Annotated in this window: 20 protein-coding genes; 14 read left to right on the top strand and 6 right to left on the bottom strand. The window is 35.3% G+C overall.

The window, feature by feature from the left end; genetic code table 11:
- Nucleotides 1-48: 48 nt before the first annotated feature.
- The 6 genes from AC3RVG_RS12160 to AC3RVG_RS12135 form a co-directional block, all read right to left on the bottom strand.
- Nucleotides 49-732 (bottom strand): ABC transporter ATP-binding protein, encoded by a 684-nt coding sequence (locus tag AC3RVG_RS12160; RefSeq protein WP_489691736.1) that lies wholly within the window; start codon nucleotides 730-732, stop codon nucleotides 49-51.
- Nucleotides 733-841: 109 nt separating this feature from the next.
- Nucleotides 842-1,615, bottom strand: a complete 774-nt coding sequence (locus tag AC3RVG_RS12155; protein ID WP_489691735.1) for an O-methyltransferase — start codon at nucleotides 1,613-1,615, stop codon at nucleotides 842-844.
- A 161-nt stretch (nucleotides 1,616-1,776) separates the two neighbouring features.
- On the bottom strand, nucleotides 1,777-3,648 hold the full coding sequence (locus AC3RVG_RS12150) for an ABC-F family ATP-binding cassette domain-containing protein (protein ID WP_489691734.1): 1,872 nt from the start codon (nucleotides 3,646-3,648) through the stop codon (nucleotides 1,777-1,779).
- 74 nt (nucleotides 3,649-3,722) lie between these two features.
- The gene (locus AC3RVG_RS12145) at nucleotides 3,723-4,655 is read right to left on the bottom strand and encodes a leucine-rich repeat domain-containing protein (RefSeq protein ID WP_489691733.1); all 933 of its coding nucleotides are present in this window, start codon (nucleotides 4,653-4,655) and stop codon (nucleotides 3,723-3,725) included.
- A gap of 86 nt (nucleotides 4,656-4,741) precedes the next feature.
- The gene (locus AC3RVG_RS12140) at nucleotides 4,742-7,753 is read right to left on the bottom strand and encodes an alkaline phosphatase PhoX (protein WP_489691732.1); all 3,012 of its coding nucleotides are present in this window, start codon (nucleotides 7,751-7,753) and stop codon (nucleotides 4,742-4,744) included.
- 252 nt (nucleotides 7,754-8,005) lie between these two features.
- Nucleotides 8,006-9,835, bottom strand: coding sequence for a cytochrome-c peroxidase (locus tag AC3RVG_RS12135; RefSeq protein WP_489691731.1), 1,830 nt, complete (start codon nucleotides 9,833-9,835; stop codon nucleotides 8,006-8,008).
- Between the two features lie 187 nt (nucleotides 9,836-10,022).
- Here AC3RVG_RS12135 and AC3RVG_RS12130 point away from each other — a divergent pair, with 187 nt between their 5' ends.
- The 14 genes from AC3RVG_RS12130 (at nucleotide 10,023) to AC3RVG_RS12065 (ending at nucleotide 26,918) form a co-directional block, all read left to right on the top strand.
- A complete protein-coding gene (locus AC3RVG_RS12130) occupies nucleotides 10,023-10,817 on the top strand; it encodes a polysaccharide biosynthesis/export family protein (RefSeq protein WP_489691730.1) in 795 nt (264 codons plus the stop codon).
- Between the two features lie 4 nt (nucleotides 10,818-10,821).
- The gene (locus AC3RVG_RS12125; protein WP_489691729.1) at nucleotides 10,822-13,284 is read left to right on the top strand and encodes a polysaccharide biosynthesis tyrosine autokinase; all 2,463 of its coding nucleotides are present in this window, start codon (nucleotides 10,822-10,824) and stop codon (nucleotides 13,282-13,284) included.
- 484 nt (nucleotides 13,285-13,768) lie between these two features.
- Nucleotides 13,769-14,131, top strand: coding sequence for an endonuclease domain-containing protein (locus AC3RVG_RS12120; protein WP_489691728.1), 363 nt, complete (start codon nucleotides 13,769-13,771; stop codon nucleotides 14,129-14,131).
- A gap of 726 nt (nucleotides 14,132-14,857) precedes the next feature.
- Complete coding sequence (locus AC3RVG_RS12115; protein WP_489691727.1) at nucleotides 14,858-15,724, top strand: ABC transporter permease; 867 nt, start codon at nucleotides 14,858-14,860, stop codon at nucleotides 15,722-15,724.
- A gap of 180 nt (nucleotides 15,725-15,904) precedes the next feature.
- A complete protein-coding gene (locus AC3RVG_RS12110) occupies nucleotides 15,905-17,167 on the top strand; it encodes an ABC transporter ATP-binding protein (RefSeq protein WP_489691726.1) in 1,263 nt (420 codons plus the stop codon).
- Nucleotides 17,167-18,990, top strand: a complete 1,824-nt coding sequence (locus tag AC3RVG_RS12105; protein ID WP_489691725.1) for a DapH/DapD/GlmU-related protein — start codon at nucleotides 17,167-17,169, stop codon at nucleotides 18,988-18,990. Before AC3RVG_RS12110 ends, AC3RVG_RS12105 begins: the two co-directional genes overlap by 1 nt.
- Before the next feature lie 100 nt (nucleotides 18,991-19,090).
- The gene (locus AC3RVG_RS12100) at nucleotides 19,091-20,029 is read left to right on the top strand and encodes a glycosyltransferase family 2 protein (protein WP_489691724.1); all 939 of its coding nucleotides are present in this window, start codon (nucleotides 19,091-19,093) and stop codon (nucleotides 20,027-20,029) included.
- Nucleotides 20,026-20,871 carry a glycosyltransferase family 2 protein gene (locus tag AC3RVG_RS12095; protein WP_489691723.1) on the top strand — a complete coding sequence of 282 codons (846 nt, stop codon included), beginning with the start codon at nucleotides 20,026-20,028 and terminating at the stop codon, nucleotides 20,869-20,871. Before AC3RVG_RS12100 ends, AC3RVG_RS12095 begins: the two co-directional genes overlap by 4 nt.
- Entirely contained in the window at nucleotides 20,868-22,007 is a 1,140-nt protein-coding gene (locus AC3RVG_RS12090) for a glycosyltransferase WbsX family protein (protein WP_489691722.1), read from the top strand. The genes AC3RVG_RS12095 and AC3RVG_RS12090 overlap by 4 nt, the downstream gene beginning before the upstream one ends.
- Nucleotides 22,008-22,847: a glycosyltransferase gene (locus AC3RVG_RS12085; RefSeq protein WP_489691721.1), complete on the top strand. Its 840-nt coding sequence runs from the start codon at nucleotides 22,008-22,010 to the stop codon at nucleotides 22,845-22,847.
- Nucleotides 22,844-23,794, top strand: a complete 951-nt coding sequence (locus AC3RVG_RS12080) for a glycosyltransferase family 2 protein (RefSeq protein ID WP_489691720.1) — start codon at nucleotides 22,844-22,846, stop codon at nucleotides 23,792-23,794. Before AC3RVG_RS12085 ends, AC3RVG_RS12080 begins: the two co-directional genes overlap by 4 nt.
- Nucleotides 23,791-24,996: a hypothetical protein gene (locus tag AC3RVG_RS12075; protein WP_489691719.1), complete on the top strand. Its 1,206-nt coding sequence runs from the start codon at nucleotides 23,791-23,793 to the stop codon at nucleotides 24,994-24,996. Before AC3RVG_RS12080 ends, AC3RVG_RS12075 begins: the two co-directional genes overlap by 4 nt.
- Nucleotides 24,997-25,001: 5 nt before the next feature.
- Nucleotides 25,002-25,910: a glycosyltransferase family 2 protein gene (locus AC3RVG_RS12070; protein ID WP_489691718.1), complete on the top strand. Its 909-nt coding sequence runs from the start codon at nucleotides 25,002-25,004 to the stop codon at nucleotides 25,908-25,910.
- Nucleotides 25,911-25,913: 3 nt separating this feature from the next.
- A complete protein-coding gene (locus tag AC3RVG_RS12065; protein WP_489691717.1) occupies nucleotides 25,914-26,918 on the top strand; it encodes an N-acetylneuraminate synthase family protein in 1,005 nt (334 codons plus the stop codon).
- Nucleotides 26,919-26,983: the final 65 nt, after the last annotated feature.

Raw genomic sequence — 26,983 nt, 5'->3', positions numbered from 1 at the left:
AGCTTTTTCGAATCTTTAAAACTGTCAACTGCTACTGCCGACTGCAACTTATTTTCTAGTATCGCTCTCTACTATTCCATCGCGAAGACGAATGATTCGGTGTGCATTTTTGGCGATTTCCTCTTCGTGGGTAACTAGAATTACGGTGTTTCCTGCTTTATGAATATCACCAAAAAGATTCATTATTTCTTCTGAAGTTTTAGAATCTAAATTTCCCGTGGGCTCATCAGCAAGAATAATCGAGGGTTTGTTAACCAATGCTCTACCTACGGCAACACGTTGGCGTTGTCCACCAGAGAGTTGATTGGGTTTATGATCCATTCGGTCTGCCAAGCCAACATCTGTTAAAACTTGTTTTGCCCGTTCGGTGCGGTCGCTTTTTGAGGCGCCTGCATAAACCATTGGTAATGCTACATTTTCCAGCGCAGTGGTGCGTGGGAGCAGATTGAAGGTTTGAAAAACGAAGCCTATTTCTTTGTTTCGAATTTCAGCTAATTCATCATCCGTCATATTGCTTACATCGTGCCCATTAAGTTCATAACTACCCGAAGTAGGCGTGTCTAAACATCCTAAAAGGTTCATTAATGTAGATTTTCCAGAACCGGAAGGCCCCATTAACGCAACATATTCGCCACGTTGAATGTCCAGATCAATTCCTTTTAAGACTTTTACAACTTCGTTGCCAAGTGGGAAATCTCTAGTTATATTTCGAATTTTAATTAGTAAACTCATAGGTGTTTTTCAATATATGCTATAGGACGCAAAGGTACGAGGGATGTTACAAACAAATAAATTTCAAATAAATCACAAAGGACAAAAAACAATTATTTTTCTTCTAAACTCAAACCCTAATAATAAAATGTTGTTTTGGTTGCTCTTTTCTGAAAAAAACCATTCCCCATTGAAAAGTGTCTATGCTTACCGTAACATTCTCATCAGCAATTATTTTCTGCCATGCCAGCGTCATATCTCTGCTCCAATAAATATCGTCAAAAATAATAATTGAATTATTGTGAACATTGTTTAACAGTGAATTGAAATACTGCAAAGTTCGTTCGCCATTGTGGTCGCCGTCTATAAAAATTAAATCGTATTTTTCTGTAACGTTTTCTGAGAGGAAATCCTTAAATATTTTCTGGTGGATTTGTATATTATGCAAGTTGAATTTCTCAAAATAATCTTGCGCTTTGTTTAAGGTATTTGGGCAGCCATCCACGGTATGAATCGCGGCAAATTCATTTGAAAGTGAAAGTGCAACTGTTCCTAAACCCAGTGAAGTTCCAAGTTCCAAAATGTTTTCACTTTTAAAATACTTCGCCAAACGCAATAGCAACTTTTGGCGTTTCTTCTTCATTCCAGCGTTTTTTACCACAGCAGAAACTTTTCTGGCGTTGCCTTTAAACACTCGGGAACCTTGACCGTAATCCTTCATTTCCACCATGGAAATGTCACTCCGGAGCGCTCGTCGGTGCTTTTTTAATATTTCGTATTCAGGGTAAATTGTTTTGTCGTTAAAACATTTTGTAACCAAATCATACACAAATGGCGAATGAACCCCGTGCTTGTTTTTGGAAAGCCGAACAAATTTTATAAAACTTTTGGACTGATGAATCACGAGGGAAAGTTAATGGTAAAAAATTAATTGATAAATCGCAGCACCAATATTTTTTCAAACTAGAGGAAACTTTTCTCTGCTCCCTTCGCGTTTCGGCGGTGCTATTTCAACCGCAGAGGCGCAGAGGGCGAAAGTTTTTTTAAAATCTCACCACTGACCACTTATTCTCCCATCTTTGCTGATAGCTCAAACCAGCGCTCGGTTTGTTTTTCAATTTTATCCATAATTTCCTGAAGTTTTATGGATTGCTTATCAATTTCGGCACCATCCCAGTTTTCGGTTGCAAATTTATTTTGAAGTTCCTCGCGGTTTTTTTCAAGATTCACTATTTCCTTTTCTAGTTTGTTGTATTCCTTTTGCTCGTTATAATTCAGTTTTGCAGGGCTTGAATCTTGTTTCCAATCTTTTTTATTCTTTGGAGTTGCTTCACTAGCATTGCGTTTTTCCTGAATATTGCTGTCTTCATAAGATCTAAAATCTGAATAGTTTCCGGGGAAATCTTCTACTTCAGAATCGCCTCTGAAAACAAAAAGGTGATCTACAATTTTATCCATAAAGTAACGGTCGTGACTCACTACCAGCAGACAGCCAGGAAAGTCTAATAGAAAACTTTCCAGAACATTTAGGGTTACAATATCGAGATCGTTGGTAGGTTCATCGAGAATTAAAAAGTTTGGATTTTTAATTAAAACCGTACATAAATAAAGTCGTTTGCGTTCACCACCACTAAGCTTTTCAACAAAATCGTATTGCTTTTTTGGGTCGAAGAGAAAACGTTCCAAAAGTTGCGATGCAGATATTATTTTACCTTTTTTCAGCGGAATATAATCGCCGTATTCTTTGATAACATCTATTACTTTCTGGCCATCTTTAATGTTAATGCCGGCTTGGGTGTAATACCCAAACCTCACGGTTTCACCAACCACAACTTTGCCAGAATCTGGTTTTAAGGCACCGGTTAAAATATTTAAAAATGTAGATTTTCCGGTTCCGTTCTTCCCAATGATCCCAACGCGTTCGCCACGGTTAAAGTTATATTCAAACTTATCCAGCAGCACTTTATCACCAAAAGATTTTGATACTTTGTGAAGTTCCACCACTTTGGTACCCATGCGCTCCATATTCAATTCTAACTGAACTTCGTGGTCGTTTCTGCGTTTACTGGCGCGATCCTTAATTTCGTGGAAATCGTCAATTCGGCTTTTACTTTTTGTAGTTCGCGCTTTTGGCTGGCGGCGCATCCAGTCTAATTCTTTTTTGAAGAGTTGCTTCGCTTTCCCCGTTTCGGTAGCTTCGTTTTCTATTCGAGCATCGCGTTTTTCTAAGTAGTAGCTGTAATTTCCTTTATAGTTATAAAGAATTCCTTCGTCCAATTCCACAATTTCGTTACAAACGCGTTCCAAAAAGTAACGGTCGTGAGTAACCATAAACAGCGTGAAATTTTCTTTAGCGAAAAGATTTTCTAACCACTCAATCATTTCCAGATCCAAGTGGTTGGTAGGCTCATCCATTATCAACAAATCTGGAGTGGTGAGCAATGCATTGGCCAAAGCCAAACGTTTTTTCTGTCCACCGCTTAGTGTAGCTACTTTTGCGTGCAGATCTTCCAATTTTAGTTTGAAAAGAATCTGTTTGTAACGCGTTTCGAAATCCCAAGCGTGATGGGCGTCCATGGCGTCGAAAGCCTTTTGATAGGTTTCAGCCTCCTCCGGATTTTCTATGGCGTGCTCGTATGCCTCAATTATTTTCAGAATTGGATTATCTGAAGAAAATATAGTTTGCTCTACCGTTAACGCAGGATTTAAATCTGGTTCCTGTGGCAAATAGGCAATTTTTAGGCCGTTTCGAGAGACAACATTTCCGCTGTCGGCTTTATCGTTTCCGGCGATTATATTTAGAAGCGAGGTTTTCCCAGTTCCGTTTTTTGCTACGAAGCCTATTTTTTGTCCTTCGTTTATTCCGAAGGAGATGTTTTCAAACAAAGGCTTCATGCCAAAGGACTTGGAGATGTTTTCTACTGAAAGGTAATTCACGGTTTGTATTTTCGGCAAAAGTACTGTAAATGATTAATGATTAGTGAATAATTTGTGGGAATGTCTTTACGCTTTTAAAAATATACACTGCAATTTGGCAGCAAGCTTTTAATTCGTTCTTTTTCCGAAGCAGCGATTGGGTTTCCTACTAAGATCAAGGTTTTTAGGTTTTTAAGATTTTCAAGATGCTCCGGCATTTTTTTTAATTGATTATTTGAAGCTATCAACAGTTCTAATTGGCTTAACTCTGAGAGTTCTTCGGGTAGTATCCTTAGCTTATTGTCATTCAGAATAAGGGTTTTTAAATTTTGAAGGGATCCAAGTTCCTTTGGGAAATACTGCAATTGATTGTATTCTAAATTTAGCTCTTCCAATTTTTTTAAATGGGTCCATTGGTCATTAAACTCATTGAATTGGTTGTAGCCCAAATCTAGCGATTTCAGGTTTTTCAATTCAAAAAAAGAAGTAGGCATATAGCTTAGTTGGTTGTTATCTAGTTCCAAAACTTCCAGACTCTTGCATTTATTGATACTTTCTGGAAGTACGGTGATGTAATTAAATGAAAGGTGAAGAAAACGAAGGTCTCTCAGTTTGCTTATTTCTGAAGGAACTTCGGCTATTTCATTATTAGAAAGATTTAAACGGATTAATTTTTTTAATTGGTCAATTTCTTGTGGAATGTATTTTAGAGAATTCAGCATTAAATTGAGGACTTCCAGTTTTTTTAAATTGAAAATATAGGCATTCAGAGTTTCAAGATTATTTCCCATTAAATTGAGAAAGCGAAGATTTTTTAGCTCTCCAATTGAATCTGAAACATAAAATAAATGATGGTCGCGCAAGTTTAGCTGGGTAGCATTTTTATCTTTTACCGCATCGTGAATGCTTCCGTAAACGGGGGCTTCCAAAGGATTTGCATTTTGGGCCATAGCTGAGTTGTAGATGCCAAAGGCTAAAAACAAAAAGATAGTGATTCTTAAAAGACGCTTTTTAGGGGAGTGGGTCATTTTTGTGATTTTTAAAATGAATTATGTTAAATGGAAAAAAGGACCGATAAAAATTACCGATCCTTTTCCTTTTAATCCTTGCTTCGTTAGTTGCTTGTTAATATTTTGAATTGGCCGTTTTTGCCATCAATTTGAATGTTCAAAATCAACACACTGTTGTTCGCAGTATAATTTGAAAGATCCAGTGCTACTTTTTGGTTTCCACCTGTTGTTTCAGCATTTGTGCTGTAAAGGCTTCTTCCCAAAAGGTCATACACTTCAATAGTGATTGCTTTTCCGGCATCGGTGGAATTCAATTCCAAAGTAACTTCACCCTTTGTAGGGTTTGGATATACTGATAAGTTTTCCAAAGTGTTATTATCGTTAACACCCAAAATCTGTTCTACCGTGATATATTCAGTTTTTACTTCGGCGTTGCTTGTTCCTGCAATGTTTGAAACAATTAAGGAAACATCATAAACACCAGGAGTGCTGTAGGTAACTACAGGCGTTTGATCTGTTGAGGTAGCAGGAGTTCCTCCTTCAAAAATCCACGACCAAGAATCTGGTGTGTTTTCGCTTAAATCTGTAAAAGTTACTGTTTCACCTTCGGTAATTACCACATTGTCTGCAACAAAATTAGCAACAGGAGCTTGTATTCCTATTTCTCCGCGAAGCGCAAATACTACGGTCGCAGATTTATCAAAAGTAACATCTCCAAGAGTAGCATCTTGTTGTGGCGTATTGCTACCACTTGGGTGCTGTACCGAAAAGAAACCGTATTTAAAATCTGGAGTAAAAGTTAAACCAGTAGGCTCAGCCCCTGATGGCATAGAACTGTGAAGCATTACTTTTGGATTACTCTGAGTGTGGTCTGGACGCACAACCCAAATGTAGTTGTTACCTCCATCTTCAAGAACCCAAAGATTTCCTTGGTCGTCAAAAGTAAGGTTGTCGTTCCCATTTCCCCAAGGCTCGGTAAATACACCTTGGTCTGTATCCAAATCGTATGATTTTCCGCCTACGAAGGTTTCAAATTCTGAAATAGTGCTTCCGTTGTCCTTAAATCTGTAAACGCGATTTTTTCCTTTTGCGGCAAAGTATATTTTTCCGTCAATAGGGCTAATTTCACAATCTTCTACGCCGTTGAAATCGGTTCCGCCAAGGGCTCCTGCAACAGATGAAAGGTTGTTTCGATCTGCTTGGGTAGTGTTTGGAACTTGAATCCAAGTTGCAGTGGCTGAACTTGGATCGTTTCCAGAAAGTGGTAAATCCAGTTTCAACACATAAACAGTACCTGCAGTAAGGTCGCCGGGAGTATCTGCTACAAATTTATAAACACAGTCTGTTCCGCCATCTTCACCGTAGTATGCTGTAACTTGGTCATTGCTTACCACTACGTTTTCGTGTTTCATACGGCCCATTGCCCAAAGTTTCTCTTGACCATTTCCATAATCCATAACCTGTGCGGTAACTGGATCAATTTCCACAAGCCAGCCCACATCTTGGTAGCCGTCGCCATTTGCATCGCCTGCGCTCGTGTTTTCTTCAGCGGTAATTGCTGTTCCCCAAGGTGAAATACCACCAGAACAGTTTCTAATTGTTGTTACCAAAGCACTGTTGTAAAGATCTACCGCTTGTGTATCGTCAAGAACCCAAAGGTTTGTTGTTTCGTCTAAATGAAGATTCACAATAGAAACTCCACCAGGAGTATTTTCATGGTTAACTGAAAGACGACCAAGTGTACTGCTTCCGCCTTCGGCTATATAGCCTGTGAAATCGTGATTTCCAGGAACGGTTCCACCGCCAATGGTGTAGGCGCTTCCTTGTTTCAAAATTTGCTGGAAATTTTGTTCGCTTGGAATAATCATTTTATCGGTTTGTCCTGTTGGCACTATTGAAGTGAAACAAGCAATATGTGGCGAAGCACAATCTACTGAAAGATCTTCATAATCCTTGATATACATGTCAAAACGAAGATCTGAACTCTGCCCATCACGGTTATGGATTTCTACAGCAATTCGGTTTGTTCCGTTTACAAAAACGCTTTTCGGCAATTGCTGGGTGAAGTAAATATTTTCATTAATTCCATCAATGATAGTTGAAGAAGTAGTTAAATAATCTGTCGGTTCTGCCGGCATATTATCTCGGAAAACTTCAACACCATTTACGTACACAATGGCTCCGTCATCTCTTTTCATACCAAACTCTATAAAATCTGCAACGTTTGTAAGATCAATTTCTACGTCTTTTGTAAAATAGTAAGTGATGAATTTGTTATTTGAATCTGGACCAAACGAAATATTGGTATTTACAGGATCACCGTAGCCCAAAGTTCCGTAGCCATTGGCCCAAGTGGAATTGTCGTACGCAAGTTCTGTCCAGTTATCGGCATCAAGACTTGTTCCGTTATCCAAATATCTCCAACGGCTGTCTTTTGCTACTGGATAAGGAGTTGGTTCCAAAGGAGGAAGTACAACAGTTGAACTAACCGCCATATCAAAACCAAGATCGCTGCTGCTCGCAGATGCTTGATGAAGTTCCACGGCAATAACGTTTGTGCCATTTACCAATAAATTCGCAGTTGCTTGTTGAAAGTAAGTAGACTCATCGGAGCCGCCCACAGTTGAAGAAGCATAAGTATTATAAGTAATTGCTCCCCCGGGCATATTCATACGAAAAGCTTCGGAACCATTTACGTAAACAGCCACTCCGTCATCACGGCGAACATCAAAAATTAGATCGATAAATTGTGAGGCATCAGCGATATCAAAAGTATTTCTGAAATAGTAGGTAGGGTATTTGTTATTTGAATCTGGGCCAAAATTCAAGGTAGTGGTTTCAACACTATCACCGTAGCCGAAGATTCCGTTTCCAGAAGTCCAAGCGGCATCGTTAAAAGCAACATCTTTCCAAGAGGTGCCTAGGTCAACACCAGTGTCGTTGTATTTCCATTCGCTCATAGCAGGAATTGGAAATACTCCGTTTATTGCAAGATTTTCCGAAGTTCCATTTACACAAACCGTGTTTGTTTTAGGAACCTCCCGATTTTCGGCTGCAACGCCAAAACCAGTAAGGATGGACATTAGTAAACTAACTAATAGGAATTTTTTTTTCATTTCTAATTGTTTAAAGGGTTTTGATTAATTAGTGTAAAAGTATATTTGGCAGATTGCCTTACAGTAAACGACGGTTTAAGGTTGGGTAAAGACTTTGGTAGGGATGTTACTAAATTCCTAAGATGAAGAATGGTTCTAGTTAAACTTTCTGAATAGCGATTAAAAAGGAGTAGTTTATGTAAAAGCGTCAGTTTGAGTGTAGTGGAAGTCCTTTTTAGTAAGCACCTCTACTGCGCTAAGTGAGACACTATGTTATTTATAGGAATTTGTATCGCTTAACGTTTTAATAAACGCAATCAATTCCTTTTTTTCGATATCGCTTAAATCCAGTTTGTCTGGGGCGAGGGTTTGGTTTACCACATTTAGGCCTAAGCCCGCGCCACCGCCTTCGTTGTAGAAATCGATTACTTCTTCCAAAGTTTCGTACGCGCCGTTGTGGAAATACGGCCCAGTGAATTCAGCGTTGCGAACCGTGGTAGTTTTAAATGATTTTTCATAAATCCACGCTTTTTCGCTAATAATGTTGCTCGCTATTCTTCCTTCGTCGGTATCGAGGGTTTTTGTTTTCGCATTCGGATTTTTTAAAACACCTAATATTTCTGTTTCATTTTCACTAAAAAAAGGCGGCACTAAACCTGCGAAAGTAGGAGCGAAGTGGCAAGTGGCGCAATTCGCTTTTCCCATAAAAAGGTTGAAACCGTTTTTCTCTTCGGAAGAAAGAACTTCAGATTCATTACGAACATATTTATCAAATTTGCTATTCCAAGAAGTGAGGGAAAGCACATAGGAAGCTAAGGCTTTTGAAAACTTTTCACGTGTAATTTCCCCTCTTCCGTAAACGATTTTGAACTTCTTAGCATACTTTTCATCGCTGTTCAACTTCTCCAAAATGTTGCTATAAGCCGTATTAAATTCGTCCTCATTAAAAATAACATGCTCCGCTTGTTGCTCTAAAGTAAAAGCGCGCAAGTCGTAAAAATATCTGTCGGCGTAAACAGCATTCAGTAGTGTTGGTGCGTTACGAAGGACTGTTTCCCCTTGCACATTGCTAGTAGATTGTGGAACATTATCTGTAAAGGCCTTGTCCGGGTTGTGGCAAGAAACACAGCTCAATTGCGCATTGTTGCTGATGGAAGTATCATAAAAAAGATCTTTGCCTAACATCTTCATTTGTGCATTGTCTTCTTCTTTTTTCAACCCGGTGAAAAAATAAGGGTTTAAAAAATCTGCAGCAAAAATGGAGTTGCTTTCCGGGTTCCAAGAAGTTGTGTTAATTAATGAAGCATCTTTTTTTGAAGGTTGAAGTTCTCCCAAGTTTTTATAAAGTGGGTCTATGTATTTTTTTAGAAATTCTAAACGGTCAAAAGTTTCAAACGACGCTGCTTTTTGCAAGTTTGAAATTGCCCCTTCAAAAAGGGAAACAATAGTGGGGTTTTGATAATTTTCAGAAAAATAATCCTTCATTCCATTCAATGAAGATTCCGTTTCGGGAAGAGCGTTTAACGAACCGGGCGTATCGAAACCTGTAATTCCCATAGAAAAAATGCGAACTAATTGCAGGCGCATTGCGGCAATGTCATTTTTAAAAAAGTTCTTATTTTTTGGAATTGAGCCGTAGAGCCTGCCATAGCTCGCCTTCAGTTTAGTGGCGAGGGCTGCGATTTTTGTTCTTTCAGAAAATGCAACTTCCGAAAAAGCTAATTCGTCTAAAATCTGTAAACCTTCTGGCTCCAAAACTGCGGGGCGTGTGTTTTCGCGTTCAATATGTAACAAAGGCGCACCGTTAAAATGTTCGTTGGCGTAAACTGTATATTGGAAAGAGAGGAAGAACTCAATTTTTTTGTATTGGTTTCGCGCAACTAGCACAGCTTTTTGAAGGGAATCCTGATTTGTTTTTCCTAGTTTGAAATCTGTTGCCACTTTTTCTAAGGCTTCCGTTGTTTTTTTAAAGTTTGAAGTCTCTTGCTGAAGAAAACTGAGTTTTGTGAATTCATTAGTTGATGGAGAAAATGAGTAAAAGAAGAAAACACAGACTGCAGAAAGAAAGAAAAAAGCAAAACTAAATTTTTTGGTACGTGGCATGTAATATTAAAATTTTAGGGTTTCAAACAATTCCCGAAAGTAAATAGGTAGGCAAGGAGCCGTGTTATTTAAATATTAAATAATGATTAAATTGCAGTAGCGAAATGAAGTAGACTAATGGACTAGAAAATATGTTTCATTATTTAATGCGTTACTCTATATTTGTCTATTATCAACCCTTTCCTTTATGAAGCTTACGTATGTATTGCTATTTTTGATTGTCGTGTTATGCGTTTCTTCTTGTGTAACCACCAAACAGCTTACCTATTTGCAGGAAAACACAAGCGGGACAGATACTTTGGCGCTTTTAAGAAAAAGACAGGAACCGTATAGACTTCAAATAAACGATCTTTTAAGTATTCGTGTTAAAGCTTTGGACCAGGAAACCGTTGGAATTTTTAACCCAATTAATGATGCGAACCCAAATGCTACGGGTGAAGAAAGATTGTATTATGATGGTTTTGTTGTGGATGACCACGGAAATATTCGTATTCCTAGTTTAGGCGAAATGAATGTGCTGGGTTATACGGTAGATGAGGTTCGCGAAAAGCTGGAAGAAATTTTATTAAGAGATTATTTTAAGGAGGAGGCGAACGTATTTGTTACAGTGAAACTGGCTGGAATTCGATATACAATTAATGGCGAAATAGGAAGTCCGGGTTCAAATATTATTTATAGGGACCAAGTGAGTATAATGGAGGCAATCGCCAATAACGGCGATATTAATATAACGGGCGACCGAAGTGATGTAGTTATAATCCGTCAGTATCCTGCAGGGCAGAAGGTGCACCACATAGACCTAACAAAATTGGAAGCAATGAATTCGCCTTACTATTATATTAAACCCAACGATTTAATTTTAATAAATCCGTTGCCACAAAAAGCTTTGGGTACCGGCACCACTGGAATTCAATCTTTCACAACCATTATTTCAATCACAACTGTATTGGTTACTACAATATTGTTGTTTACCACATTATAAAAATATGAGTGACGAATTCGAAATAAACGAAGCCCACACTACTTTTGATTTCAAAGGTTTTCTCTTTCGGTTGTTACAACATTGGCCTCTGTTTGTGGTTTCTTTGGTAATTGCATTTTCGGTTGCGTATTATGTAAACGTGCGGAAACTTCCGGTTTATCAAATGGAGAATCTTCTTTCTATAAAAGATGACCAAAATCCTTTTTTCACAAGCACAACCAGTCTAACATTCAATTGGGGTGGAACTACAGACAAAGTTAATACAGCTGTTATTTCATTAAGATCACGATCGCACAACGAAAAGGTTGTAGAGCGCTTGGGATTTTATTTGGAATATTTAAAGGAAGGGAAATACCAACAAGTAAACGCTTATAAGCAGACACCATTTATAGTTGAAGCGGACACTACAATGCCACAAATGCTGAACAAGCAAATAAAAGTGGTTTTTAAAGATTCGGTTAATTTCGATTTAAGCGTTTCATTTGAAGAAGGTGGAGATATCAATTTACAAAATTATAGCACAAAAGAAACCAGTAGTAAGTTTGTAGATGCAGGCACGTTTATGCAATCGTTCAAAATAGGGGATCGTATAAAGTTGCCTTTTTTCAATGGTACTTTTATGCCAAACCCAGATGTAATATCGAATCCGGGAACCCCTTATTATTTCGTCTTTAGAAGTTTTGATGGTATTGTGCAAAGATATTCGGGTATTCGCGTTGATGCAGAAAGCAAAGGTTCTTCTGTTTTGAAAATGCAACTCATTGGCGATAATAAAGCCCAATTGGTTGATTATTTGAATACTTCGGTACAAGTGCTAAGCGAAGATATGTTAGAGCGAAAAAATCTATTCGCCACTAAAACAATACGGTTTATTGATAGTAGTCTTGCCGTAAAATCAGCTGAACTGTCTACAGTTGAAGACGAGTTAAATCAGTTTAGAGATAAAAATGCCATCTTCAATCTTGAGGAAGAGGGTACTGAAATAAATACAAAATTAAGCGAATTAGACCTTCGCAAGGAAGCCGCTAGCCGTGAGCTTAATTATTACAATATGCTAGAGGAATACCTTACAAACCGTACAGATTATAAAAACGTTCCGGCGCCATCTGTGGCAGGAATATCTGAGGCTAGTGTGATATCTGGTGTAGGCAAAATAATTGCTTTAGCAGAGGAACGTAATAAACTTCAATATTCATTTAAAGAGGGTGCTCCCATTTTTAAAGATATTGACAGACAGATTAATGCCGTTAAAACTGTTTTATTAGAGAATCTTCGCTCTTCAAAAAGTTTAAAAAATCAGGAACTTGACGCTATTAATCGTGACCTAAGTCGATTTGAAGGACAGATTAGAAAACTTCCGAAGGAACAACAAGATCTTTTGAAAATTGAGCGTCGCTACAATCTTAGTCAGGGTACGTATAATATGTTTCTTGAGAAACGCAGCGAAGCAGGTTTAGTGAAGGCTGCCAATGTTAGCGACGTTATGGTTATTGATACGGCTAAGGATACTGGCGGTGGACAAATTGGCCCCAACACTCAGTTGAATTATATGATGGCGACGCTTCTCGGATTTTTCTTTCCGTTTTTTATCGTGTTCCTTCGTGTATTTTTCGATACCAAAATAACCAAAGTGAAAGATTTGGAGCGCATTACCGCTATTCCCTTATTAGGAATTATTGGGAAAAGCCAGATAGATGGTAACTTAGCTGTACTAACACAACCAAAATCTGCCATTGCTGAAGGGTTTAGGGCACTGCGTTCAAGTTTACAGTTTATATATAAAAAACAAGGAATTAAGGGCGCTAAAACAGTACTTGTAACTAGCTCGGTTAGTGGGGAGGGAAAAACGTTTTGTTCTATTAATCTAGCATCGGTATTTGCGCTAAGCGAAAAGAAAACCGTATTGGTTGGTCTTGATCTTCGTAAGCCTAAAATATTTGGCGATTTCAATATAATTAATGATATGGGAGTGGTGAATTATCTGATAAATGAGGCAGATATTGATAGCATAATCCAAAAAACAGAAATTGAACATTTAGATGTAATTACTTCTGGACCAATTCCGCCAAATCCTTCCGAATTACTGATTAGCGAAAAATTGGATGAACTTATTGAAAGCCTAAAAGAACGCTATGATTACATAATTTTAGACTCTCCACCCTTAGGGATTGTTTCCGATTCGTTGGAACTGATGAAACACGTTGATGCCACGCTCTATTTAGCGCGATTCAACTATACACATAAGAATATGTTCACCTTTGTAAATGAAAAGTATAAAACTGGCGAAGTAAAACATATTAGCATAGTGCTAAATGATTATATCGAGAAAACTGGTGGGGCATATGGCTACGGTTATGGTTACGGCTATGGCTACGGATCTTATGGAAATTATGGAACTGGCTATCACGATAAGGCAAAGCCGTCTGGGTTTGTGGCTAAAGCGAAGCAGTTTATTAAGAGGAAGTAACATCTCCCCTAAATCCCCTCTTCAAAGAGGGGACTTTTGATTCGTACTACTAATCACAAATGAATTCCGAATCTTGCTCCTCCCTTTGAAGGGAGGCTGGGAGGGATGTTTTTCAGTTTCGAAGCGGGGACTTTTGATCCTGACTTAAATTGATAGTAGGAGGTCTTTTCGCTTTAAGGATGGCACTTTTAATCCTAGCTACATCTATAAATTATATCCAAATCTGCCCCTCCCTTCGAAGGGAGGTTGGGAGGGATGTTCTTGCATGTTTCGACGTTGTTACTTTGGTTGTAACCTCGCAAACATCTCCCCTAAATCCCCTCTTCGAAGAGGGGACTTTTAAGTCCTTGCTTACATTGATAGTAGGGGGCATTTTCGAATTACAGATGGCATTTTTAATTCTAGCTACATCTATAAATTACATCCAAATCAGCCCCTCCCTTCGAAGGGAGGCCGGGAGGGATGTTTTTTATATCTTTATAATGTGGCTAACAAGATCATTCCATATAATAAGCATCTTAAACTTATGGCAAGGGAACTTCGGAAGAATATGACCCCTTGTGAGGAATTGGTATGGGATAAAATTAGAAAGAAGTCCTTGGGAATAGAATTTCATAGACAAGTTCCAATATTGAATTATATAGTTGATTTTTATTGCCACGAAATTGGATTGGTAATAGAAATCGATGGCAGCGTGCACGACAATAATTTTTTAGAAGATGCGGAGAGACAAGGGAAAATGGAGAAAGAGGGTCTACGGTTTTTGCGCTTCTCTAACAATGAAATTTTAAATAATATGGACTACGTTTTGGTGACAATTAGAAATTATATTAAAGAAAATACGTAGAACATCTCCCCTAAATCCCCTCTTCAAAGAGGGGACTTTTGATTCGTACTACAAATCACAAATGAATTCAGAATCTTGCTCCTCCCTTTGAAGGGAGGCTGGGAGGGATGTTTTTCAGCTTCGATTCGGGGACTTTTGATCCTGACTTAAATTGATAGTAGGAGGTCCTTTCGCTTTAAGGATGGCACTTTTAATCCTAGCTACATCTATAAATTATATCCAAATCTGCCCCTCCCTTTGAAGGGAGGCTGGGAGGGATGTTTTTGTTTGTTTCGACGTTGTTACTTTGGTTGCAACCTCGCGAACATCTCCCCTAAATCCCCTCTTCGAAGCGGGGACTTTTAAGTCCTTGCTTACATTGATAGTAGGGGGCATTTTCGAATTACAGATGGCATTTTTAATTCTAGCTACATCTATAAATTATATCCAAATCTGCTCCTCCCTTCGAAGGGAGGCTGGGAGGGATGTTTTTCATCTTCGAAGCGGGGACTTTTGGTTCTGTCTTATTTCGATAGTTTGGGTATTTTTGATTTACTTCAACATTTCCTTTTAAAATGTTTCCAATAATTTCTTCGATTGTATTCAACAAGATGAATTTCAAATTTTATTTTGAAATGATAAATAGATATAAAACCTATTTGCTAATGCCGATCTAAGCTAAGCTTGAATAAAGTGAAGAGAAGTGTTTGCAAATTTCCTATCTTAGCTCCCAATTAAATTAGACATTTGACTTCCCAAGAAAACGATACCTGGCTTTATGAGATTTCCTCAAAAAGAAAAGCCTTCGACCTAAACTTAAAAGAAGTATGGCGCTATCGCGATTTGCTTATTCTTTTTGTGAAGCGTGATATAACCACCGTTTACAAACAAACCATTTTAGGGCCGTTGTGGTATTTTATACAGCCGCTATTTACGTCCGTTATTTTTACTTTGGTGTTTAATAATCTTGGGAGTATAAGTACTGGCAGCATTCCGCCGTTCTTATTTAACCTTGCGGGGATTACAGCTTGGAACTATTTTACTGCCTGTTTTACGGGCACTTCCAATACTTTTAGAAGCAATGCAGGGATTTTTGGGAAGGTGTATTTTCCACGGGTTATAATGCCAATGTCTATCACCATTAGCAACTTGATGAAGTTTGGAATTCAATTGCTGATATTTATTATTTTCTATTGTTATTATTTATTTCAGGGAGCTGATTTAAGTGTGAATTTACATTTGTTCTTATTTCCAGTTTATATTTTAATGATGGCGCTGCTTGGTTTGGGATTGGGGATGATTATTAGTTCGATGACTACCAAATACCGCGATTTAAACGTGTTGGTGGGCTTTGCTGTTTCATTATTGATGTACGTTTCGGCTGTGCCGTATCCATTATCGGAAGCCCGAAAAAAACTACCGGGTTATGTAGCAGATTTTGTGGAATATAATCCGCTTACCCAAATAATTGAAGGATTTAGATATATGCTTTTAGATACAGGAAGTTTTAGCTGGCTTGGGTTTTTCTATACCTTGGCGGTGAGCGTGGCGCTGTTTCTGATAGGTTTAGTGATTTTTAATAGGACGGAGAAATCATTTATTGATACGGTTTAAACTAAGTATTGAGATATGTGACTTGAGATGTGAGAGTTACTGAAGATTGTTTAATTTTGAATTTTGGAAAAAGAGGTTAGCCGCAAAGTAATCCTATGAAGGCGCGAAACGAAAATAGCGAGAAATAACTGTATTCTTTGCGCCATTGCGAGAGAAAAATAAGAGTTGATTAAGAAACCAATGACAATATTAAAAGCCGAAAATATTAGCAAGCAATACCGTCTCGGGAACGTGGGGACGGGGACGCTTTCGCATGACCTGAATCGGTTTTGGCACAGCATCCGTGGGAAGGAAGACCCGTATTTAAAGATTGGGGCGGTGAATGATAGAAGCAGTAAAGCCAAATCGGACTATGTTTGGGCGCTGCGCGATATTAATTTTGAGGTGCAGCAAGGCGAAGTGCTGGGTATCATCGGGAAAAACGGCGCAGGGAAATCTACGCTGCTTAAAATACTCTCAAGAGTTACCAGCCCAACAACGGGCGTTATTAAAACAAAAGGGCGAATAGCTTCCTTATTGGAAGTAGGTACCGGCTTTCACCCTGAGCTAACAGGCAGAGAAAACATTTACCTTAACGGCGCCATTCTCGGGATGACCCGTGGAGAAATAACCGCCAAGCTTGATGAAATTATAGATTTTTCCGGTTGCGAAATGTATATAGATACCCCCGTAAAACGTTATAGCAGCGGAATGACCGTGCGCCTCGCTTTTGCCGTGGCAGCCCATTTAGAGCCAGATATATTGGTGGTAGATGAGGTGCTTGCAGTTGGGGACGCTGAGTTCCAGAAAAAGGCGATTGGGAAGATGCAGGATATTAGTAGAGGGGATGGGCGAACGGTTTTGTTTGTGAGTCATAATATGGGTTCTATATTAGCATTAACTAAAAAATGTTTAATACTGGAAAACGGCAAGATTTTAGATTATGGTGAGACCAATAAAATTGTTGAGAATTACATCCAATCGGGGATTACTAATAAAGGACTTTTCATAAAGGATTTTCAAGTCGATAAATCTCATCCGGTTATTAATAATGTTGAATTTTTAAATAGCGATGATACGCCTTGTAACGTTTTTATTTCTGGACAATATGTAAAAATAAAAATTGAAGTTACAAATATCACCTCTAATACCTTTGAAAATTGTTATGTTGGCATAGGCATATTCAACTTAAATGAAATTATGTTAACTTCATATCGAAGCGACCTGACTGAAAATTATTATACAATAAAACAGGGGAAGACCTATATCTATTGTATAATAGATAAATTGCCATTTAGTGCTGGTTCCTACAGCTATAATTTAATTTTAAAGGACTTTATTACCACTTATCACAGGATTAAACAAGCGGGATATATAGAAGTTGATACAGGTGTTTATTATAATTCGGGAAAAATACCTGCATCCTCGGTACAATCGGTTCTAGTTAATCAAAACTGGGAATAATGAAAATGATCGATAGAATTTTAAAAAAAATCATTCGTAGATACTTAAACTATATAATCCACGAAACAGAAAAGAGAAAAAAGAATAACTCACGAAGATTATTTAATTCCATTGGGAAAATGGGTGAGGATTCTTTTTTTTGGGGTAAAGAAATTGTTATTTCTGATCCTTCTAAAATTGAAATAGGACAAAATGTACATATTGGAAACAATGCTTTCATAAAATCAGAAGGAGGTTTGGTTATAGGCGATAATACACATATTAGCAGGAATTTAGTACTTTATACAGTAAACCACAATTATGATGCTGATATACTTCCTTATAATGACGAGATGGTTATTAAGAAGGTTATAATCGGAAAAAATGTATGGATTGGAATGAATGTATGTATTACTCCTGGAACTGTTATTGGGGATGGTTGTATAATAGGCATGGGTACAGTGGTATCAGGAGAAGTGCCAGCTTTATCAATTGTCGGCTCTGAAAAGTGGAGAATAATTGGTAATAGAAATGAACATCGATATAATGAAATTATAAATAAAAAAAGGTTCGGTAAAGAGAACGGATTACTTTATAAGTCTGAAGATAAGCTGTTAATTGAAATAGGTGAATCTTACACCAACCAGAGAACCTATGTTGAATTAATCGAATATGAAGGTCGAAGAGCGATAAAAAAATCGTGGGAAAATGATACTCACTCAATCGAAGCATTCAAGAATGAAGCGAATATTTACTCTAAATTTAAAAAATATCAATGGTTACCTCAGTTATTTGAGATTGGAGATAATTATCTTATATTAGAATACATAGATAATAATTTCCGTTTAGATCAATTTGAGTTTTCTAGCAAAAATAGTATCGAAAGAACAAAGATACTTGGTGATATTATAACTTGCTTGTTGGATATTTACTCAGAAAGTATTGCTCACTGTGACATACATTCAAAGAATATATTTGTTACTCCCAATGGGATAAAAATCATTGATTTTGAAACAGCGCATAATCTAGTTGAAGGATTAAAGTTCTTCGAGTCCTATGATATAATTGGAACAGGTCTAGAGTCTCCCTATCGGACAAATAATGCATGTGTAATGAATGAAGATAAATACTCATTAAAAAGTACTTTTAACATAAGGGATCTCATTGATTTAAAAACAATGTTCCATCAATATTTAATAGACGAATTATACACTATCTCAAACTCTTTTTTTACTCGAAGAAGTGATGAAGACGGAAGACATACATTGATAAATAAACTTATTTATTCCACTTTTGATTTGGAATTTCTTCAAGTTAACAACGATATTGGTCAAAGAGATACAAAAAAAAGATTAAATAAATACGAAATAGAAATCAGCAACATAGAAGGTAAAAATGTTTTGGATATTGGGAGTAATGTTGGTGCAATTCTATTTGAAGTAATGAAAATGAATCCAAATTCTGCTTTAGGTATTGAATATGATTCGGATAAAGTGAAAATTTCAAATACAATTAAGAAATTAAATTATAAAAACTATAATCTTAGTTTCGAGCAATTTGACATTGAAAGTGCTTCATGTCTGGATAGATTGAAAGATGGCTACGAAGTGGTTTTTTGTTTAGCAGTTATAGAACATATACAAGACAAAACTGGACTTTTGGAATTGTTAGGTAAACTATGTTTAGAAACGTTGTTTTTTGAAGGAAACGCAGGAACCAATAAGGAATTTGTTATTAGTGGTTTAAAAAACGCTGGTTTTTCTTCAGTCAAATTTATAGGAAACTCGGATGATGAAAATGATAATCATAATAATGTTCGTCCTATGTTTATTGCTGTCAAGTAATATGTCTTCGTTAATTTCTAGCATCATGCCTACCATTAACCGCGCCGCCTATTGGAGAGACACTAAATATTATTTTGGATCAGACGTATGAAAATCAGGAATGCATTGTAATAATGATAAAATAGATGTGAAAATGCTTTTCTCAATACTTGTAGCAAATTACAATAATGGTCATTTCTTTATGGACTGTTATAAAAGCATTTTATCCCAAACTTATAAGGAGTGGGAAGTAATAATTATCGATGACGGTTCAATTGATGATTCCGTCTCAGTTATGAAAGAGATTATTGGAAATGACCCACGGTTTAATTTTTTTGAAAATTCGAAAAATGAAGGTTGTGGTTATACAAAAGCAAAATGCGCGAGATTAGCAAATGGTGAAATCTTGGGGTTTTTGGATCCTGATGATTCTTTGTATAAAGATGCAATACAAATAATGGTAGAGGCTCATAAGAAAAATAATGCGTCGATAATTACGTCTAAGTACGAATTTGTGGATTTGCAAATGAACACAATCTCTAACGGTAAGAATGGCGCTTCAATACCTAAAGGAAAATCCTATTTAACTTATGGCAAGGGTGCTTTTACAGCTTTTGCTACATTTACAAAGCAAGCCTATGATAAATCCATAGGTATTGATCCTAAAATGTTGCGAGCCGTAGATCAGGATCTTTACTATAAAATGGAAGAACAGGGCGTTCAGATTTTTATCGATAAGATATTGTATCGCTATCGTGTGAATAAAAACAGTATTTCACAGAACGAAAATCTTTGGAAAGCTGAATATTGGCATTTTTACGCAATTGTCGCGGCATATAGGAGAAGAAAGAAAAACAAATTCAAAATTAATAATTATACACAGGAATATATTTCAAAATATCAAGTAGATTACTACTTGAGCAGGTTTGAAAAACTGAAGTTTTCTGAAAAAAGAGTTTCGAAGTTTTATTTTTTATGTCAATCTTTTTTGAAAAGACCATTTTATAGGTTTCAGTTTAAAGTAAAAAGTTTGATTTTAATTTTGGTCGGTAAGATATGAATAACGACATTTCAATTATCGTCCCTTGCTACAATCAGGCTGAGTTCTTGAATGATGCGCTTCAATCTGTCTTTGCCCAATCATTCCAATCTTGGGAATGCATAATTGTAAATGATGGTAGTGATGATGCTACAGAAGTAATTTCAAATCGATGGGTAGCAAGGGATTCTCGTTTCAAATATTTTTATAAAACCAACGGTGGTCTTCCGAATGCAAGAAATTTTGGTATTGAAAAAGCAAGTGGGCATTTAATCCTTCCCTTGGATGCAGATGATAAAATTGCATGTAAATATATAGAATATGCAGTTGGTGCTTTTAGAAAAGACAAAAATAATACATTAGTCTATTGTGTAGCTGAAAAATTTCAAGAAGAAAGTGGTGAGTGGATATTGCCCGATTTTTCCCTAAAGGAATTGAGTCGTAACAATATGATTTTTTGTTCTGCTGTTTTTAGAAAAGAAGACTGGTGGGATGTTAGAGGATATGATACGAAAATGAAATATGGTTGGGAAGATTGGGAGTTTTATATCGCGCTTTTGAAGAGCGGAGGAAAAGTTGTAAAATTGGATTATTTGGGCTTTTACTATAGAATAAAATCCAATTCTATGTTGACTTCGATTAGCGATAAACAGAGTAATGAACTTTTAGAATATTTGAGCGTTAAGCACGCCGATTTTTTCGTGCGATATTATGGTTCTTTTCATCATCTTACCGAAAAAACAACCAAGATGAAACGATCTTTCCAGAAAAATTTAAAAAGTGAAAAGTTCGTTATTGATGCTTTTTTAAAAAAGTTTTTAGGCTTTACAATATTTGGTATGCTAAAAAAATATGAAAAGTGAATAAAGAGAAAGATCCAATAAAATTTCTGGCTTATTACCTTCCTCAGTACCATCCAATTCCTGAGAACGATCTGTGGTGGGGAGAAGGATTTACTGAATGGACCAATGTAAATAAAGCAAAGCCATTATTTAAGAATCATTATCAACCAATAGTTCCAGGAAAATTAGGTTATTATGATTTGTTACAACAACCCGAAATTCAAGAAAAACAATCAGAATTAGCACTAGCAAATGGTATTGATGGGTTTATTTATTATCAATATTGGTTTGGTGAAGGAAAAATGCTTTTAGAAAAGCCGGTAGAAAGAATGCTAGAAAATAAAAGCATTGATATCCCTTTCTGTTTTTGTTGGGCAAACGAAACTTGGAAAGGTGTTTGGCATGGTTTGGATAATCCTGAGGTTTTAATTGAACAAACTTATAATGGCGAAAAGGATTATGAAGCTTATTTTAATTATTTGCTGCCATTTTTTAAAGACTCTAGGTACATAGTTTTAAATAATAAACCTATGTTTCATATATATAAACTAAATGACATTCCAGACTTAAATATATTTATTAAAGTATTTAATATATTAGCAATTGAGGCGGGTTTTGATGGGATATACTTAGTGTCAACTGCAACATCTATTGATGATTTAAAACTAAATAATTCAAATATTGATGGCCAAGTTGGTTTAGACGTTTTTTTTAAAATGAGATATAAAAAACCATCATTTTTTCCTGATAATTGTTTTTTCGGTAAAGTTGAATCTAAATTGAAGAGTTTAATTTGGCCTTCACGTAGTATAGGTGAACGAAATAACCCACTAATTTTTGATTATGCTAAAGGTGTGTCAAACCTTAATGTAAAGTTTCTCAATAAAAAATATATACCTTGTGTATTCCCTAACTGGGATAATTCACCAAGGAGTGGTAAAAAATCATTAATTTTTAAAAATGCAACACCAATTGCTTGGAAAACACACTTAGAAGCTGCTGTGAAGGAATTGCTGAACAATCCAGAAAACCCTCAATTTGTTATTATTAAATCATGGAATGAATGGGCTGAAGGAAATTATTTAGAACCTGATAAAAAGTTTGGTTCACAATGGTTATATGCGATAAAAGAGGTTAAAGAAAAACTAAAGAGCTAATTGAAGAATAACGATTTAATATCAATAATTATCCCTTGTTACAATGACGCAGAATTCATTGAACAGTCTATTGACTCTGCAGTAAGTCAAACGTACGCTTATAAAGAAATAATTGTTATTGATGATGGTTCTAATAAAGCAACTAAACTTGTTTTAAAAAGTTTAGAACATAAAATAGATAAACTAATTACCCAAGAGAATTTAGGGCAAAGTACAGCAAGAAATAATGGTATAAAACAAGCCAATGGAAGTTTTATATTAGTGCTGGATAGTGATGATTATTTTGAGAATACGTTTTCTAGTAAAGCGTTGAATTTATTTAATAATAACTCAGATATTAAATTAGTTACCTGTTATGCTAATTTAATTTTTGAAAAAGAAAAGGAAAATTACATTCGAAAAACAAGAGGAGGAGATATAAAAAATTTTTTAACATCAAATAGTGCTTTAGGCTCTGCCATGTTTAAAAAAGAAGATTGGGTAAAATGTGGAAATTATGATGAAAGCATGCGTAATGGCTTAGAGGATTGGGAATTTTATATCCGTTTATTGAGTAATGGAGGAATAGCCGAGGTTATAAAAGAACCACTGTATAATTACAGAAAAAGAGAAGATACCACTACATCAAAGGCAAACAAAGCAAGATATAGTTTATTGAAGTTTATTTATTTTAAACATAAAGATTTATATGTGAAGTATTACAATGAGTTTATAGATCAGATCATATATATAATTGAAACCGAGGAAAGAGATAAAATAAAAAATAGAAATCGATTAGAATTTAGATTAGGAAGCTTAATCTTAAAGCCTTTGAGAAAAATAAAAACAATTTTTAAATGAGTTTAGGTCCATCAGTATCCATTATTATGGCCACCTATAATAGGGCGCAATTTATAATGGAATCTCTAAAATCTATACAAAATCAGACTTTTGAAAATTGGGAGTGTCTGATTATAGACGATGGTGGCACAGACAATACTGAAGATATTTTAAAACCCCTTTTAATTGAAGATAATAGATTTAAGTATTTAAAGCGGACTTCAAAATATCAAAAAGGCTTGCCAGGAAGTAGGAATTTTGGAATAGATTTAGCTAAAGGTGATTATATAATATTTTTTGATGATGATGATATAACACATCCACAAAATTTGGAAATCTGTGTGGATGAGCTATCTACAAAAAATATCCCTTTTTGTAGATATATTAGAGAAACATTTACTGGAGATTATGATTATAGATTTGATTATTCAAAAGATTACACCTCATTTTATATAGATAAAAATGACATAAATAGGATACTAAAAAATGAACTTCAGTTTAATTCGTGTGCAGTTATGTGGACTAAGGAGTGTTATATCACACATAGATATACAGAACATTTAAAGTGTGCAGAAGAGAGGGAGCTTTATGCACGTATTATAACATCTATTAATAAAGGAATTTCTATAAGTAAATCGCTTTATTTTGCAAGAAAACATGCGTTTACCTCTGTAACAGGTGATTTTGGTACTAGAAAGGAAAGTAGTTTAAAGTCATACGCAGATGCCACTGTTTTAATGGTTCAAAACTTAAAGCAAAAAGATTTGATTACGAATGAAATACTACGCTATTTTATTCAAGTTTCTTTAGATTATAAACAGTATAATTTATACGATAGAATTATTTCAACTCTCAATTTAACATTATTAGAGAAGATTAAGTGGAAGGTGTTTTATAAACAATTACCATTGCGCTTATACTTTTATAAGATTTATAAGTATCAGCTAAAAAAAAGGTTAAATAAATGAAGTTTTTAGTTATAGTACAAGATTTAAGAGTTAGAGGTACAAGTGCGGGCATAGGAAGACGATCTTTTATAGCTAAACTAAGAAAGGCTTACCCCGAATCTATAATTGATGTGCATTATTTAATTCATGAAGATACTGAAGATAGATTAGATTTACTTCCAGTTGATTCTATAAAAAAGCATATTGTAAATATTAAAATACCAGAATTTATTGTTTTTTTTAATCGTTTCTATTGGAGGTTATTTCATATTTCATTGAATGAACGCTATATACAAAAAAAATTTTCAGAAATTATTGCTAAAATAGATTATCAAGTTTATGACCATATTTTTATATCAAGCTCTGGTACAGAACATGAAACTATATTAGCAACCCAGAATTTACCAATATTAAAAAAAGCAAATATAATTTTTCATGACCCATATCCTTTAGCCTGGTATGTTGGTTATAATAAGAAAGTTACAAATTTAGATTTTTTTCGCTTAAAACAAGTTATTGAGGTTGTAAATCAGGCAAGAACATGCTCTAGTACTGCCCAATATATGTCTCATGACCTTAAATGTTTATATGCATATAAAAAGAAATTTTATACTTTACCACATCAATTTGATTCCTCTGTATTTGATGCTTCAGACAGTTCGAAGGTATTAATAAAATCAAGAAAAGTTTGTATTACATACCAAGGAGCTTTAATGTTTGGGCGAAATGCATATAACTTATTATTGGCATACCAAGAATTATTAGAAGAGGAAAGTGTATACAAAGAAGTTTCAGAAATGCTTTTAAGAGTTAAAGGAGTTGGTACGGAAAAATTAAAGCAGGATTTTAGCGCTAATGAGAATATAAAAATATTAGACACGTTAAATTTTTCAAATTCTTATAATGAACAAATAAATCAATGTGATATTAATATTATTCTTGAGAATGGACCACTTTACTGTAATGTACTCGTAGGAAAGGCATCATTTATTGCAAATCATAATAAGCCTGTATTATGTATCTCCCCTAAAAAAAGTGAATTGAGAAATATTATAGTTGATGAAAGGTGTATTGCAGATATGAATGATGTTTCAGATATAAAAGAAAAATTAAAAATTTTAATTGATAATAGACTAAAGTCAAATGAAGTTTTTATGCCTTTTGGAAGTTACTTTAGTGATGATAATTTTAAAACCCAGCTTAACCAAATTTTAGAAAATTAAATATTTTGATTTTTTCAATTTTAATTACTACATATAACCGTCTTAATGAGCTTAAGAATACATTAAATTCTTTAGAGGAATATTATTTAAGAGATGATATTGAATTTTTAATTTGTATTGATGGTTCTACGGATGGGACTTATACCTTTTTAAAGGAGAATTACCCTAATATTTCCGTGATTAATCATACAGCATCGAAGGGACTTATTGCTAGTAGAAACGAATTGTTAAGTTTAACAAAGGCAAAATATGCAATATCCTTAGATGATGATGCACATTTCCTATCTAATGATGTTTTGGAGAGTATAGAAGCATTATTCAAAAAATATCCAAAGTGTGGTTTACAAGCATTTAGTATTTATTGGGATTTAGATATACCCAGTAATACCCTAAAATATGAAAAAATAGAGCGCGTTAAAGGGTTTGTAGGCTGCGGTCATGTATGGAATATGGAAGCTTGGACTTCTATTCCGAATTATCCAGCTTGGTTCATTTTTTATGGAGAAGAAGATTATGCAGCATTTCAATTATTTAAAAAAGATTGGCACATATATTATAATCCAGAAGTTTTAGTACATCATCGCGTAAATATTAAACAGAGGTCAAAACAAGATGATTATTCAACCAGATTTCGCAGATCTTTAAGATCTGGATGGTATTTGTATTTTTTATTCTATCCGATAAAATTGATACCAAGAAGAATTTTATATACGTTATGTATTCAATTAAAAACAAAAGTGTTTAAAGGAGATATTAAAGCGGCTATAGCTATAATTAAAGCTCTTTTTGATGTGTTTTTGCACCTACCTAAATTAATAATAAATAGTAATCGATTACCCTCTAAAGAGTTTCAAGAATTCAGTAAATTACCAGATGCGAAAATCTATTGGAAACCATATAACTCCAATCATTAATAGATGAGTTTTATAATTGCTGAAATCGCCCAAGCACATGGTGGTAGTTTAGCTACTGCACATGAGTATATTGATGCATTGGCAAAAACAGGAATTCATGCTATAAAATTCCAAACCCATATAGCTGATGCAGAAAGTAGCATTTATGAACCTTTTAGAGTAAAATTTTCAAAACAAGATGTAACACGTTTTGATTATTGGAAGCGTATGGAATTTACACTCGATCAATGGAAAGAGTTAAAACAACATTGTGATAAAGTTGGTTTAGAATTTATGAGTTCGCCTTTTAGCAACGCAGCCGTAGATTTGCTGGAAAAGGTGGGGGTTTTAAGATATAAAATAGGTTCTGGCGAAGTAACTAATTTTTTATTGTTGGAGAAAATTGCCGCAACCAAAAAGCCAATTATTTTATCTTCAGGCATGAGTTCCTTTAAAGAGCTAGACGCAACAGTCGCTTTTCTAAAAGCCAGAGGCTGTGACTTTGCTATACTGCAATGTACTACGAGTTATCCTACTAAACCCGAGCATTATGGTCTGAATGTTATTTCAGAATTAAAAAAGAGATATGAGGTGCCTATTGGTTTTTCAGACCATTCTGCTAAAATTGAAACCTGTATTGCAGCCGTAGCTTTAGGAGCAGAAATTTTGGAGTTTCACGTGGTTTTGGATAGAAATAGCGATACAGGCCCAGATGCCTCGTCCTCTTTGGAGATTGACGAAATTACACGATTGGTGAATAGTGTGAAAACTATATACGACGCTTTAAATAATCCAATAGATAAAACTGCCAATTCTATTTTTTCAGAATTGAAGAGTATTTTTGAAAAGAGTTTAGCTGTAAATAAATCATTAAAGAAAAATCATATTCTATCTTTTGATGATTTGGAATCTAAAAAGCCAAAAGGTTATGGAATTAATGCTTCGGAATTTGAGAAAGTGATAGGCAAGAGGCTATCAAGAGATATGGAGCAATGGGATTTTTTGAATGAAGAGGATTTATATTTATAAGTTCAAGAAACCCATCATATCGATTATTGACTTGTTTTGATTACTTTTATCCCTAACCACAATCT

The sequence above is a fragment of the Aequorivita sp. IT1282 genome (assembly GCF_058068205.1).
Note: the sequence above shows the minus strand (reverse complement) of the source record. Positions and strands in the feature narration are given on the sequence as shown.

Coding starts and splice junctions, on each gene's coding strand:
- AC3RVG_RS12140 (WP_489691732.1), bottom strand. CDS start 7,753: ATGAAAAAAAAATTCCTATTAGTTAGTTTACTAATGTCCATCCTTACT.
- AC3RVG_RS12160 (WP_489691736.1), bottom strand. CDS start 732: ATGAGTTTACTAATTAAAATTCGAAATATAACTAGAGATTTCCCACTT.
- AC3RVG_RS12110 (WP_489691726.1), top strand. CDS start 15,905: ATGACAATATTAAAAGCCGAAAATATTAGCAAGCAATACCGTCTCGGG.
- AC3RVG_RS12095 (WP_489691723.1), top strand. CDS start 20,026: ATGAATAACGACATTTCAATTATCGTCCCTTGCTACAATCAGGCTGAG.
- AC3RVG_RS12130 (WP_489691730.1), top strand. CDS start 10,023: ATGAAGCTTACGTATGTATTGCTATTTTTGATTGTCGTGTTATGCGTT.
- AC3RVG_RS12080 (WP_489691720.1), top strand. CDS start 22,844: ATGAGTTTAGGTCCATCAGTATCCATTATTATGGCCACCTATAATAGG.
- AC3RVG_RS12145 (WP_489691733.1), bottom strand. CDS start 4,655: ATGACCCACTCCCCTAAAAAGCGTCTTTTAAGAATCACTATCTTTTTG.
- AC3RVG_RS12135 (WP_489691731.1), bottom strand. CDS start 9,835: ATGCCACGTACCAAAAAATTTAGTTTTGCTTTTTTCTTTCTTTCTGCA.
- AC3RVG_RS12105 (WP_489691725.1), top strand. CDS start 17,167: ATGAAAATGATCGATAGAATTTTAAAAAAAATCATTCGTAGATACTTA.
- AC3RVG_RS12075 (WP_489691719.1), top strand. CDS start 23,791: ATGAAGTTTTTAGTTATAGTACAAGATTTAAGAGTTAGAGGTACAAGT.
- AC3RVG_RS12065 (WP_489691717.1), top strand. CDS start 25,914: ATGAGTTTTATAATTGCTGAAATCGCCCAAGCACATGGTGGTAGTTTA.
- AC3RVG_RS12125 (WP_489691729.1), top strand. CDS start 10,822: ATGAGTGACGAATTCGAAATAAACGAAGCCCACACTACTTTTGATTTC.
- AC3RVG_RS12100 (WP_489691724.1), top strand. CDS start 19,091: ATGCATTGTAATAATGATAAAATAGATGTGAAAATGCTTTTCTCAATA.